The sequence below is a fragment of the Desulfovibrio sp. genome, assembly GCF_047607245.1.
Classification (GTDB): Bacteria; Desulfobacterota; Desulfovibrionia; order Desulfovibrionales; family Desulfovibrionaceae; genus Desulfovibrio.
Genome location: NZ_JASGDK010000009.1, coordinates 1 through 13,405 on the forward strand (window position 1 = coordinate 1; position 13,405 = coordinate 13,405).

The 13,405-nt window shown below is 54.3% G+C and carries 12 protein-coding genes; 3 read left to right on the forward strand and 9 right to left on the reverse strand.

Going from position 1 to position 13,405, the window contains the following annotated elements; translation table 11 throughout:
• Window positions 1–208: 208 nt before the first annotated feature.
• The 8 genes from QM579_RS00830 to modA form a co-directional block, all read right to left on the reverse strand.
• Window positions 209–1,600, reverse strand: coding sequence for an amino acid permease (locus QM579_RS00830; RefSeq protein ID WP_414997338.1), 1,392 nt, complete (start codon window positions 1,598–1,600; stop codon window positions 209–211).
• A 221-nt stretch (window positions 1,601–1,821) separates the two neighbouring features.
• Window positions 1,822–2,937 carry an alanine racemase gene (gene alr / locus QM579_RS00835; RefSeq protein WP_414997339.1) on the reverse strand — a complete coding sequence of 372 codons (1,116 nt, stop codon included), beginning with the start codon at window positions 2,935–2,937 and terminating at the stop codon, window positions 1,822–1,824.
• A gap of 745 nt (window positions 2,938–3,682) precedes the next feature.
• The gene (locus QM579_RS00840) at window positions 3,683–4,246 is read right to left on the reverse strand and encodes a Fe-S-containing hydro-lyase (RefSeq protein ID WP_414997340.1); all 564 of its coding nucleotides are present in this window, start codon (window positions 4,244–4,246) and stop codon (window positions 3,683–3,685) included.
• A gap of 9 nt (window positions 4,247–4,255) precedes the next feature.
• On the reverse strand, window positions 4,256–5,101 hold the full coding sequence (locus QM579_RS00845) for a fumarate hydratase (RefSeq protein ID WP_414997341.1): 846 nt from the start codon (window positions 5,099–5,101) through the stop codon (window positions 4,256–4,258).
• 247 nt (window positions 5,102–5,348) lie between these two features.
• Window positions 5,349–5,759 carry a hypothetical protein gene (locus QM579_RS00850; RefSeq protein WP_414997342.1) on the reverse strand — a complete coding sequence of 137 codons (411 nt, stop codon included), beginning with the start codon at window positions 5,757–5,759 and terminating at the stop codon, window positions 5,349–5,351.
• On the reverse strand, window positions 5,749–6,525 hold the full coding sequence (locus QM579_RS00855; RefSeq protein ID WP_414997343.1) for an ATP-binding cassette domain-containing protein: 777 nt from the start codon (window positions 6,523–6,525) through the stop codon (window positions 5,749–5,751). The genes QM579_RS00850 and QM579_RS00855 overlap by 11 nt, the downstream gene beginning before the upstream one ends.
• Complete coding sequence (gene modB / locus QM579_RS00860) at window positions 6,522–7,202, reverse strand: molybdate ABC transporter permease subunit (protein ID WP_183719200.1); 681 nt, start codon at window positions 7,200–7,202, stop codon at window positions 6,522–6,524. Before modB ends, QM579_RS00855 begins: the two co-directional genes overlap by 4 nt.
• A 426-nt stretch (window positions 7,203–7,628) precedes the next feature.
• Complete coding sequence (modA, locus tag QM579_RS00865) at window positions 7,629–8,381, reverse strand: molybdate ABC transporter substrate-binding protein (RefSeq protein ID WP_414997344.1); 753 nt, start codon at window positions 8,379–8,381, stop codon at window positions 7,629–7,631.
• Window positions 8,382–8,536: 155 nt separating this feature from the next.
• On the opposite strand from modA, the gene QM579_RS00870 reads away from it, so the two are divergent.
• The 3 genes from QM579_RS00870 (at window position 8,537) to QM579_RS00880 (ending at window position 12,359) form a co-directional block, all read left to right on the forward strand.
• On the forward strand, window positions 8,537–9,661 hold the full coding sequence (locus QM579_RS00870) for a TOBE domain-containing protein (protein WP_414997345.1): 1,125 nt from the start codon (window positions 8,537–8,539) through the stop codon (window positions 9,659–9,661).
• 356 nt (window positions 9,662–10,017) lie between these two features.
• Window positions 10,018–10,257 (forward strand): hypothetical protein, encoded by a 240-nt coding sequence (locus tag QM579_RS00875; protein WP_414997346.1) that lies wholly within the window; start codon window positions 10,018–10,020, stop codon window positions 10,255–10,257.
• Between the two features lie 296 nt (window positions 10,258–10,553).
• Window positions 10,554–12,359: a methyl-accepting chemotaxis protein gene (locus tag QM579_RS00880; protein WP_414997347.1), complete on the forward strand. Its 1,806-nt coding sequence runs from the start codon at window positions 10,554–10,556 to the stop codon at window positions 12,357–12,359.
• 99 nt (window positions 12,360–12,458) lie between these two features.
• On the opposite strand, the gene QM579_RS00885 is transcribed toward QM579_RS00880, so the two are convergent.
• Window positions 12,459–13,310 carry a TonB family protein gene (locus QM579_RS00885; protein ID WP_414997348.1) on the reverse strand — a complete coding sequence of 284 codons (852 nt, stop codon included), beginning with the start codon at window positions 13,308–13,310 and terminating at the stop codon, window positions 12,459–12,461.
• Window positions 13,311–13,405: the final 95 nt, after the last annotated feature.

The window sequence follows — 13,405 nt, forward strand, 5'->3', positions numbered from 1 at the left end:
ACCGTCGCGCCTTCGCCAACCATCTTCTTGACGGTGTCAGGAGTTGAAGACACGCGGCGTTCGCCGTGCATGATTTCTGTCGGCACACCGATGGTCATTCCCTGAAACTTCATTATAGGACTCCTTGAGACTTTAGGTACTCTTGCTTTATCGTTTGTGCGGCAGCCAGCGCCCTATGCGAGGTTGTCGCCACACTGTACTGGAAGTGTTATGCGCTCTGGCTGTCTTTTTTGTTCCAGCCAAGCAGGTTGTAAACAATGTTGATGCCTATGATCCAGAGCGGCCCAACTATCATTGCTATGCGTGTGGATTCGCCGATGGTAAGGACAACGCACACGAAAGCGAGACCAGCCAGGGCAAAATAGTTGGAATAGGGGTACCAGGGCATCTTGTACGCAGTGCTGGCTATTTCTTCCGGCGTCTTGCCAGAACGGGATTTCATCTGCACGATGATAATGGTTGCCCATATCCACAAGGCTGCGAACGTGGCGATACTGGTTACGATGATAAAGACTTGTTCAGGCACAATGTAGTTCAGGAACACGCCGATAAGCATGATGCACGATGACACCAGAATGCCGCGCGCGGGCACGTTGGCCTTGCTGGTCTGCCCAAAGTACTGGGGAGCACGTTTTTGCAGAGCCAGGTTGTAAAGCATGCGTCCGTTGCTGTAGATGCCGCTGTTGCAAGAAGACAACGCGGCGGTGGCCACCACGAAGTTGATGATGCCTGCTGCTGCGGCGATGCCGATATTTTTGAAGGTCAGCACAAAGGGACTGCCTTGCACGCCGATTTCATTCCAGGGGAAGATACTCATGATAACGAACAGTGCGCCGATGTAGAAAACAAGGATACGCCACAGCACCTTGTTGATGGCTGAAGGAATGGACTGTTCGGGGTTGCAGGCTTCACCGGCTGTTACTCCGATGAGCTCAATGCCAAGAAAGGCAAACATGACCATTGAAAGGGCCATAAATACGCCAGTCATGCCATTGGGCAGGAAGCCGCCCTCAAGAGCATACAGATTGCTGATGCCAGTGGGTATGCCGCCGTGGCCGAAGCCAAACAGGATGATGCCAAGACCGATGGCTATCATTGCAATGATGACAACAACCTTGATGAGGGCGAACCAGAACTCAAATTCACCAAAAAGCTTTACGGAAATAAGGTTGACGGTTGTCATCGCCACCAGTGACAGCAATGCCGGAATCCACTGTGGCAAATCTGGCCACCAGAAGGTGCAGTACACACCCACAGCGGTAATTTCGGCCATGCCGGTGATGATCCACATAAACCAGTAGGTCCAGCCAGTTATATAGCCCATACGCGGGCCCATAAACATGTTTGCGTAGGCGCTGAACGAACCGGACACAGGATAGGCAACAGCCACTTCACCCAGGGCGCGCATGACAAAAAAGATGACAGCCGCGCCGATAAGATAGGACAACAGCAGCCCTGGGCCAGCGGTTCTGATGGCCGTGCTCGATCCCAGGAACAGGCCAACGCCGATAGCTCCGCCGATGGCGATAAGCTGAATGTGCCTTGATTCCAACCCTCGGGTCAGATTTTCGCCAGTTACACCTTTATTTTCGCTCGACATATGGTCTCCTTGCAAAACCTTGAACGAATTTGAATGCTAGTCCTTAGACAACGAGGTTTTGTGAGTGGGGGGAGCCTCCTTTTCCTCTTGAGTGTGTTGTATTTATCTCGGGCGGGATCCGGTCATCCGCATATGACCTGAATCTCCTGACCACGGGACACTACTGCATTCTTTTCAATAACAAGACATTGCAAATAGACGATATGCGAATGGCAAATGGCTCATTCTACATACACTCTGGGCACACGCTTGCCCACCATACACACGATTTCATAGTTAATGGTGCCCAGATGGGCGGCAATTTCATCGGCTGGCAGTTCCGCGCCGCCGAAAAGCAGCACCTCATCACCTACAGCGGCCTGGGGTATGTGGGTCACATCGGCCATGCACTGGTCCATGCAAATGCGCCCCACCACTGGCGCGCGCTCTCCACGCACAAGCACTTCGGCCTTTTTGCTGAGCATACGTGTGTACCCGTCTGCATAGCCAATGGGTATGGTAGCAAGAGTGCTTTCTTTTTGCGTATGAAAAATGCTGCCATAACTCACGCCCACGCCGGGCGGAACCTGTTTGACCATGGCCAGACGCGCCTTGAGCTGCATGGCAGGGCGCAGTTCAATGGGAATGGGGCATTCGTCAGAGGGCTTCAATCCATAAAGGATTATGCCTGCCCGCACCATGTCCATCTGGGCTTCCGGCATAGAGAGTATGGCGGCGCTGTTGGCGCAATGCCTGATGGCAAGGCGTATGCCCGATGCCTCAACCGCCGCCACGGCGGCCTGAAAACGCTCAAACTGCTTGAGGCAGTATGAGCGGTCGGCGCTGTCCGAACTGGCAAAGTGGGTGAACATGCCCTCAAGCACGATATTTTTCAGGCTGGCAACATACGAGCAGAAAGCCGCAGCCTCTTCCGGGCGCACGCCAATTCTGGTCATGCCCGTGTCGACCTTGACATGCACCTTGACGGACATGCCAAGATTCACCGCAGCGGCAGACAGTGCCTCTGCCTGTTCCTTGCTGAAAATGGTCTGGGTAATGTGGTTGCTGACCACAAAGGGGGCAGCCTGGGGCGGCGTATAGCCAAGTATGAGAATGGGCAGGGTAATGCCCCCCGCCCGTAATGCTGCAGCCTCGTCAAGAATGGCCACGCCAAGATAGCCTGCGCCCAGCGCTGCGGCTTCATGCGCGAGGGGGATGGCCCCGTGCCCGTAGCCGTCTGCCTTGATAATGGGGCAAAAGACTACACCAGGCTTAAGAAGCGACCGTATCTGGCGCATGTTGTGACGCAGCGCCGAAAGACTTATTTCCGCCCACACGGGCCTGTCAAAACTGACCACAACGTCCTCCTGCCCGGATAGCGCAGTACCCGTGGCCGACATTCTCAGTATATGAGCTGTCCTGCCCATATAAAAAACTGCCTACGAACACAAAACATCACATATGTAGCAATCTGAACCCGTCATACGGCTTTAGCTGCGGCCCCTGGAGATGCAAAAAAACTCGTTACCAGATTAAAAGATGTTTTTTTAAAACATGTGCATCTGTCATTGACCGCAAAAATCCCTCTAAAAAAGTCGATTATATATCGCCTATCAGCAAAGGCGGTGTTGTCATAATATATACAATTGATACCACGAGAAAACTCCTATGTCCATGCTTGCAAAAAATTTGCAGCATGTTTTTTGAACATTACTTTTCCCTGCATAGCAACTTCATTACTTTTCAGTACGTTGCGACTCAATTTACGTTATAGACCGAAAATCAGCGGCAGAATTTCCTTGCCGTAACCCGCCAAAAATCTCTTGCTTGTCAATTACAGCAGCAGTTCAAATCAGCAAAAAACCGCACTGCTGGCTGCCTTGAAGTTCACCCGGTTCGATCAATCAACCAGCAACGCCATATACACGTGTACTTATCGCTTACAAACTTTTGTAAGCAGCTTTCTACAGCTAAACATGCCTAAGTACAAAATTTATCAGATCATTCATCACTCAAACATTTGCAGACATTTATAAGCGCAAATCTGGCGTCTTGAGAGCTTTTCAAAAGCGCGACAGAAAATGCGGCCAGCAAACTTCACTGTTACAGACGATTAAAGGGTTGCTGACCCATTTCATAATAATTACCGCCTTCCACATCCATAACCACAATGGCAGGAAAGTCCTCAACTTCCAGAGCAGCCAGCGCCTCCGGGCCCAGATCCGCATAGGCCAGCACCGTATATTTTTTGATGCTGCGGGCCACCAGCGCTCCGGCCCCGCCAATGGCTGCAAGATACGGGGCTTCATAGCGCCGCAGGGCTTCCCCCACCTCCGCACTGCGGTAACCCTTGCCGATCATGCCTTTGAGGCCTTGCTGCAAGAGTTGCGGGGTATAGGCGTCCATACGGCCCGACGTTGTGGGCCCGGCTGCTCCAATAATCTGACCGGGGCGCGCAGGGCTTGGCCCCACGTAGTACACGACCGCACCTCTGAGATCCACGGGCAGCGCTTCGCCCTTTTCCAGACTCTCTACCATACGCTTGTGCGCCGCATCGCGTGCGGCCAGCAATGTGCCGCTGATGAGCACCCTGTCGCCTGCGCGCAAAGACCGGGCGGTGGTGTCGTCAAAGGGAGCCGTGATGCGCTTGATATCCTGATCAGCCATAACGGTCTCCTACAGTTCCACTTCGGCGTGGCGCGCCGCATGGCAATTGATGTTCACAGCCACGGGCAGGGAGGCTATGTGAGTGGGAGCCCACTCCACATGCACCTTGAGCGCGGTCACAAGCCCGCCGAACCCCTGCGGGCCAATGCCTGTTTTGTTGACCATATCTAGCAGATCTTCTTCCAGGGCCGCATAACGGGGGTCGGCATTGTGGCTTTCAATATCGCGCGCGGCGGCGCGCTTGGCGCAAAGAGCGGCCACTTCCATCGTACCGCCAATACCCACGCCAACCACCAGGGGCGGACAGGCGCTGGGCCCGGCAATGCGCACGGCCTCCAGCACAACGCGGCGCACGCCTTCCAGCCCGTCGGCAGGCACAAGCATTTTGAGCAGACTCTTGTTTTCCGACCCGGCTCCCTTGGGGGCCAGCCGCAGGCGCAAGGTGTCGCCCGGAACAATTTTGGTATGAATAACGGCAGGAGTGTTGTCGCCAGTATTTTTACGCTCGAAAAGGGGCTCTGCTACGCACGATTTGCGCAAGTACCCTTGCGTATAACCGCGCCGCACACCTTCATGAATGGCTGATTCAAAATCTCCGCCCACAATGCGCACGTCCTGCCCCACATGCGCAAAAATCACCGCCAGCCCCGTGTCCTGACATATGGGCATATTCTCTGCCCGGGCCAGAGCGGCATTGTCTATCAACTGTTCCAGAATGGCCCGCCCCGTAGGCGAAGCCTCTTCCTTGCCAGCACGGGCCAGTGCCTCCAGAACATCGTCTGGTAATTGGCAACATGCCTGCACTGCTAGGCGAGCCACAGCCTGCGATATTGTTTCAGCGTCGATTTCTTTCATAGCTCACGTATGTTTTCCGATTTGGGCGCCATTCACGGCAATAACCACATGGCGTACCTGAAAGAAAAACAGGAACAGCCCGTGAAGGCAAGTCCCATCCACCCGGAAAATAAGATTTTTTTCATCACGCAGAATATCTTTAATGGAAAAACTGTCAAACAACATTATAGTACTGATTTGATACAAAAATGTACTGTCAGGCCGTTGCATGAAGGGATTTGAAAAACTTGCAAATCAGGCCCATTTTTCAAACTTGTCCGGCAGAATGACCGCAAAAAGGCTGCAATCCAATTTCGTGATGATACAAAATTGTTTCAATATAAATACTGCAAAAAACCACAAGCTGACAAACCGAAACAAGCCCAAAGTTCCAAAATTCTGCATCACAACGCATTGTTTTTTGTAAAAACCAAAAAAACAGCGCACAGCCGGAGTCGCGTTGGCTGTGCGCTGCTGCGCCCGTGAAGGCGCATCTTTCTGTCAGGGCTGATCCTAAGGAAGTACTGATTAAAGAGCCTTCTGAAAAACTCGCAGTTATTTCGCTTGGCAAGCGCGATCTTTTTTTGAAGCGGGAGTGGACTCTTACGTCCTCGACTGTTTCAAAAAATGTAAAGCAACGCAGCCAAACGGAACAAATCAGCGTTTCCCTAATGAACACGCCCCTGGCAAGTCTCTGCTCCGTGCCCCTGTTCCTGCAAATGGCGCAGGCAGCAGCCAGGGCTGTCGAAATCTCGCCGAAGATCGGCGTAGTTCGGCACCATGCGGGCGTGCCCGTGGTCGTACAGGATGAGGCTGCCAGCAAAGGCGTCCACATCGCCAGGGTCATGCGTAATGATGACCGCCGGGATGGTAAGGTCAGCCATAAGCTCCAGCAGTTCTTCGCGCAAACGCTCGCGCAGCAGCGGATCAAGAGCCGAAAAAGGCTCGTCCAGCAATAAAAGCTCCGGGTCAGCGTTGATCGCCCGGGCCAAAGCAGCGCGCTGCCGCTGCCCGCCGGAAAGCTGTGAGGGCAGACTGCGGGCCAAATGTCCGATGCCGAACCGCTCAAGCACACTCTGCGCACGCTGCTGCTGGGTCGCGCACACGCGCCAGGGCCACAGGCCAGTGCCGCTGTAAGCCACATTCTGCAACAGTGTCAGGTGCGGAAAAAGAGCGTAATCCTGAAACATATAGCCTATTTTGCGGCGCTGGGCGGGCACAAAAACATTGCTGCCGCCGTCATAGAGCGTGCGCCCGTCAAGGCGGATATGGCCGGAATCTGGCCGCACAAGCCCGGCAAGACACTGCATGGTCAGGCTTTTACCTGAACCGGAAGGGCCGAAAAGCACGACATTTTTGTGCTCTCCGCCGATTTCATAGTTCACATCCAGACTGAAGGGCACTGCCGCATTTTTGAAGCTTTTGTATAAGCGCAGGGAAATCATCGCCGCCGCCTTTTCAATTTCAACAGCAGTTCCGCCGCCATGAGCAGCCCCACACAGGCCAGTGAAGTGACAAGAACAAGCCATGTGGCCTGCGCATCGTTGCCTGCCTGAAAAGCGTCATAAATTGCCAAAGCCAGCGTCTGGGTTTTGCCGGGAATATTGCCCGCAATCATGAGGGTAGCGCCAAATTCGCCCATCCCCCGCGCAAAAGCCAGCATAAGCCCGGCAAAAATCCCCTTCCAGGCCAGTGGCAGAGATACGCTGATGAACACGCGCCACTCTGAAGCGCCAAGGGTTCTGGCGGCGTCTTCCAGGTGCGAATCCACCTGTTCCAGCGCGGCTCTGGCGGATTTGTAGATAAGCGGAAACACTACCACAGTGGCCGCCACCACCGCACCCTTCCACGAAAATATAAGGTTGATGCCCAGTTCAGCCAGCCAGTGGCCAAAAAGACCACGCCTGCCTACCAGCAGGATAAGGTAATAACCAAGCACGGTGGGCGGCAAAACCAGAGGCAGGGTACACAGGGCGTCCAGCAAGGCGGGCATGGGGCCTTTTTTTCGGGCCAGCCCCCACGCCATAAGCGTGGCCGCCACAAAGGACACCAGTGTGGCTGTTCCCGCCACGCGGAGTGAAAGCTCCAGCGGGCTCCAGATAGAAATGCCGTCAAAATCCATTGGAAAAACACCCCTCCACTACTACTGCCCACCAACCCTTTCAGGCCGGGCCTCTTTACGTGCTCCGGCTGATCTGCCAGCAGGCCCAACGCCGCCTGCGCCGCACAGCGTCAAAACCGTTCAGGCGCGGCAGGCTGGAAAAGCAGCCCCTGTCTGCAAGACGTTGCCAACATGATTTGCAACGCTGCCTGCACAATGCCCGTCATAGGAAATCTTGCAAATTCCAGGCCGCAGCAACCGCCCGGATCCGCCATCAATTTGTGCAACAGCCCTCAAATTTTGCAGAAATCAAAGCCGCGCCAGACGCTTAACGCCCGGCGCGGCTGGGCCAACTGCTCATGAGATTCTGGCTGTAAAGCTGCCTTTTGATGAAATGCCCCGCCAAAATCCGTTCAGAATCAAAGGCAGGGCATCCGGCTCAATGCCTTACGGCTTGGAGAAGCCGTACTTGGCCAATACAGCCTGGCCTTCCGGTGAAAGCACAAAATTCAGAAACGCCTGCCCCATCTTGGGGTTGGTGCCCGTAAGGGCCACGGCAATGGGGTACGTCACGGGATCGTGGCCGCCCACAACCATAACTACATCCACCTTGTCGGCCATCTGCTTGGCGTCGGTGGCATAAACAAAGCCAGCGTCCACTTCGCCCCGGGCGACGTAATCCAGCACCTGACGCACGCTGTTGCCCTGAATAAGAGCAGGCTGCACGGCTTCCCACAGTTTGGCGTGGGTAAGGGCGTCCTTGGTGTAACGGCCTACGGGCACAGAGTCGGGATTGCCGATGGCGACCTTTTTGAACTTCTTGAGATCATCAAGGCTGGCAGGTTTTTTGGTGCCTGCCGGTACGATGAGCACCAGGTCATTTTCAGCAAAGTTCATACGCGTGGCAGGGTCCACAACCTTGGCGGCCACGGCCTTGTCCATCGTCGCCTGGTCGGCGGAAGCGAACACGTCAACAGGCGCGCCTTCCTGAATTTGCTTGAGCAGAGGGTTGGAAGCGGCAAAGTTCACATTGACTTTGAGGTCAGGGTGCTGCTTTTCAAACATACCTTTCAGCTCGGTGAAAGCATTGGTAAGGCTTGCAGCGCCTGAAACAGTCATCTCAGCTGCCTGGGCAGGCAGGCTCATCAATCCTACACAAGCCAAAGCAAGAAAAATGCGTGAAAAGAACGGTTTTTTCATGGGCTTCTCCCTGGCGCCGCAGCGCGGTAATTTTGATTTAGTCATACAGAAGCAGCACGGGGGGGCAAGGAGGTCCCGGTTATATTCAAAAGCGTGAACACTGTACAATATACCCGCTTTGTAGATATAAGACACAAAAAATGACAGGATGCGGCATGGAAAAAAACAAGAACCGTGAGGAAATGGCCGCGCTGCTGCGCACCCTCTCTTCCGCAGACCGGGCATGGCTTCGCCAGCGCCTTATGCGCCGTGATTCCGCCGCCCTGTTGCAGGACACGGGCCGCATAAGCCCGCGCGAGTTGCTGGCAGTGGAATCCTGGTTATGGGAAAAAGCCAGCGTGGCCCGGGGCCCGCGTGAAAAACGCCCGCGCCTGCGCATGTGGCTCATTTTTATGCTGCTGCGTTATGCCGCCCTGCGCCTTGTGGAAATTTTCAGCCTCAAGCCCTCCCACATGGATCTTCAGGAAGGCATTATACACGTGCCTGCCAACGATGGCAGCAAAGGGCGCGAAGTTCCCCTGCCCCTGACAGTAAGCCGCCGTTTGCGCCGCGTGCTGGAAGACCCGGCTCTTTTTCCTGAAAGTCAGGAACTTATGCGCTGCGATGCAAGCTATGTGCGCCGCTGCCTGCAACAGTGCGGCGCGGCTTGCGGGTTGCCCAAAGGGCTTTTGAGCGCGCGGTCGCTGCGCCACAGCCGCGCCCTTGAACTTGGCCGTCAGGGGCTGCCGCTGCCTGTTGTGGATATTTTTTTAGGGCGCCGCGCCGCGCCGGGACAAAGCGGCATTGTGCGCTGCGATCCGCAGGAGGCGCGGCGCCTTCTGCGAGAACAACTGCAAAGGGAGCGCCCAATGAAAACCAGCGCGCGAAATGTCTTTCAGGGGCGCATCACCACATTGCGGCAAACCGGCATTCTGGTGGAAGTTGTGCTGCGCACAGCCGGGGGCCTGCGCATAGTTTCCCTCATTACGGATGAAAGCTGTCGCACTTTGGCCCTGGCTGAGGGCAAACTGGTGAACGCCAGCGTCAAGGCCCCCTGGGTACTTGTTACGCCGGGCGAACTGCCAAAAAACTCTTCGCCCCCGGCAGAAAACTGCTTTCTGGGCGTGGTTGAGCGCGTTCGCGAAGACCAGATGGTGGCCGAGGTGGTCGTGGCTCTGCCCGAAGGCAGCCTTGTATGCGCTATCCAGAGCTGTGGATTGGACTCGTCATCTACGCTCAAGGCCGGACAAAAGGCCACCGTACTCTTCAAATCCTTCTCGGTTATTCTGAACCTGGACTAGGTGCTGTTTCTAAATAATTTTGCGCCAAGAACAAGGAAAAAGGCCTTTTTTACGGAAGAAGTGTACTCTCACGGTACACGACTGGCGTAAAAACGGCCTTTTGACGCAGACAGGTGGACAAAAGAATTATTTAGAAACAACCCAGCCAATGGCGCCACAAGCGCCTTTCCACTTGCAGATTTTGCTAGAAGCAAAAAGCGGCCCTTTTCATGCCGGAAGCGTACCCTGCGTACGCGACCGGAAAAAAGGGCCGCTTGCTGTTATGGCAAAAAATAGTATGCCGCCCACAACAGTATTCTTCTTGCCGAAAGCAAACAACAATCCAGTTTATTGTGAACCACCTATAACTGAACGCTATGAAAGGCTTTTTGTGGACAACGGCTCTGCCCTCTCCGTCCAAAGCCTTTTCTGCCAGTCCGGCCCTGCGTAAGCCTGCCCATCATAAATCTGCCCTGCGCCATCTGAAAACATACAATAACGCCTTTGTTATTGTATGTTTTGCCATTCTTAGGAGTGTTGATTCACTTTTCTGTTCAACAGTAACTGCTGGCGGAAGTGCAGCAACTATTTTAACTTATTATTATGGTATGATATAAACAGCGTCTCTGTCATACCGGCAAAACTTCTTCTGTGCATTGCACATTTTTTTCAAATATAAATTGACTTGATACAAGCCAGTCTGTAACAATTATCGTAAATATGCATACGTAAACAAGTGTAATATCAAGCTGTTAAATAAATCGCCCTTTCATCTTCCCGCATAATTTTATGGCATCATTGTTAAAAAACAGACGCAGCTATCGAATGCAGACACACCACTCATTTTTTTAACGTGCGTAACGACATGATATTTTTCCCGACAATGCAGCACAGCATCCCAACGAGGTAGTAAATGAATGTAAAAATGTGGCTCATCACGCTTTGCTGTATCTTCACGCTGGGCATGGGCGCGCTGTTTTTTACCAATGCCTATATATCAAAATTGGTGCTCGATGATGTAACCCTGCCACAGGTATCCGATACGTTAAAATCGAAATATGAATACGGGCTCAAGCACACGGTTGAGCTGGCTGCCCAGACGCTCGGGCACAGCCTCTCCGGCATAAGCAATCCTGAAGAAAAATACGCCCTGATAGAAAAGCTGACGGACTTTCAACGCTTTTTCCCTGGTGGCGAAGGCTATCTTTTTACCTACAAAATTGACGGCACCCGCATCAACGTACCCGTTAACAAATCTCAGAATGGGCAAAACTGCATGGATCTGAAGGATTCGGACGGCGCATACTTTGTCCGTGAGCTTATCGAGACCGCAAAAAAGGGCGGAGGTTTCGTTCTCTACCGCTTTGACAAACCGGGCGCGGGCATACAGCCCAAGCTGAGTTATGCCCAGCTTATTCCCGGCACGGATGTCGTGATTGGCACAGGAGTGTACATTGACGGCATTGACAAGGAACGCGCTCGCATCAACGGGTTGATAACCGACAGCCTTGACCATTACGGGCGCATCCAGCTTGGCCTTGCCGCAGGCATACTTGCCGTTATTCTTGCCATCTCCTGGGGAGTCACCCGGCTCATCTGCCCGCCCTTGCTTCAGCTTACCGCTGAAGCGGGAGAAGTGGCCGCTGGCCGTCTGGACCATTTGACAGGCATACAGCGTTCAAGCCCGCTGGAAATTCGCGCCCTGCATAATTCTTTGGGTATCATGATCGCCAACCTGCAAACCCGCGTAGACGAAGCCGCGCAAAAAACACGTGAAGCGGCAGATGCTCTTGAACAGGCCAAGGTTGCGCAAGGCAGGGCTGAAGAAGCCCAAAACCGGGCTGAAACCGCCCGTAAAGACGGCATGCTTGCCGCAGCCGGGCAGCTTGAAGGTATTGCTGAAATTATTTCTTCCGCTTCAACCGAGCTTTCTTCCCAGATTGAACAGTCTGACCGTGGCGCTTCCGACTCATCCCTGCGCCTTGCTGAAGCGGCCACGGCTATGAACCAGATGAACGCCACCGTGCAGGAAGTAGCCAGAAACGCCGGCATGGCGTCGGGCGCTTCCACAGAAACGCGCGACAAGGCGCTGGCAGGAGCCAATGTCGTTCAGGATGCCGTACGCAGCATCGCCCAGGTGCAGACGCACTCTCTGGCGCTGAAGGATGACATGAACCGCCTTGGCGAACACGCTCAGGCTATCGGCAATATCATGAACGTCATTTCGGACATCGCGGATCAGACCAACCTGCTGGCGCTCAATGCGGCCATTGAAGCCGCACGGGCAGGCGACGCCGGACGCGGCTTCGCTGTTGTGGCAGATGAGGTGCGCAAGCTGGCCGAAAAAACTATGAGCTCAACCAAAGACGTGGCCCAGGCCATCAATGCCATCCAGCAGAGCACGCAGCAGAGCATGGCAGGCGTGGAAAACGCCGTTCGCACCATTGGCGAAGCCACGCAACTGGCGGGAGAATCCGGCGAAGCCCTGCGGGAGATTGTAACCACCGTGGAGGCCACGGCGGACCAGGTCAACGCCATTGCCACCGCCAGTGAAGAGCAGTCTGCCGCCAGTGAAGAGATTAACCGGAGCATCGTTGAGGTAAACGACGTGTCGCGGCATACCGCCGCTGCAATGGCCGAAGCCGCCAAGGCCGTTAACGACCTTGCAGCACAGGCCCAGAAGCTTACGGAACTGATCAGGGAGATGAAGCAGGCCTAAGGCCGCCTCCGCCCATAGGAACAAAAAACACAGTGTGGTCAAATATTCCCTTGCGCTTTGGAACTGAGCATGAACGATGCTTCTAACAATTCAGACTTGCTAGCGTAGCTGGAAATCAAAGGGCAGCAAGACCACCGTGTTGACCACAACTCCCTTAATTTTTCCCGGCTTGAAGCGCAACCGCCTGGCTGCTTCCAGCGATGCATCTTCAAAGTATCCTTCGGGCTTTGCGGAAACCACCTTACACTGATGGGGCAGACCAGATGTGTCTACCACTATCTGCACAACCACAGCCCCCTGAATGCGCTTGCGTTTGGCGTTGAGGGGATATTGCGGCGCAACGCGCCTGGTGACAGATGGAGGGCTGTCGACCACCCCAGACTGATATGCCGTAACCCCTCCCGCAGATATCGTCTGTGGGCTGGAAACGTCCCCTGCAACATCTCCTTGAGGGTACAAACTCGGTGGAGCTGTGCTGACATTTTCACCAGCACGTCCTGTCTCACCGCCAGCAAAGGAAGAGGGGTTTCTGTCCTCATTACTGGGCCGCACCGCTTTGGGCGCAGACGGCATCGGGTCTTTTTTCCTTTTCTTTGCACTGACGGGCACGGACTTTTCTTCTATGGAAGACCGCACAACTTCAGATGCTGCGGGAAGGCCCCTGCCGCCCACTTCCGGCTCGCGCCTCACCTCAGTCGCGAGTTCAACGCCAGATGCCGCTCCAACTGCAGAAACACTTTCCTGAGTGGCCGCCCTTCCCAGATGAAACGCGTCCACAAGGGCAATGTGGTGTGCACCCACTTGCGGACTTTTTGTACCGCCCCAAAAGACCAAACCCGCCCCCACCAGTACAGCGTGCAGGCACAGCGAACAGATTACCCCCCAAAAGCCACGTATTCTTATTGGGTTAACTACGAACGCCTGTTCAGGCAATATTGACAGTTCAGCCATATTGTAACCCCGTACCGTTCTGATACTGAAGCGGCTCAGCATTAGAGCAGATGTTTAAGGCACGTTCGCTCGGTGCTTGAACGCTCAAATAGCGG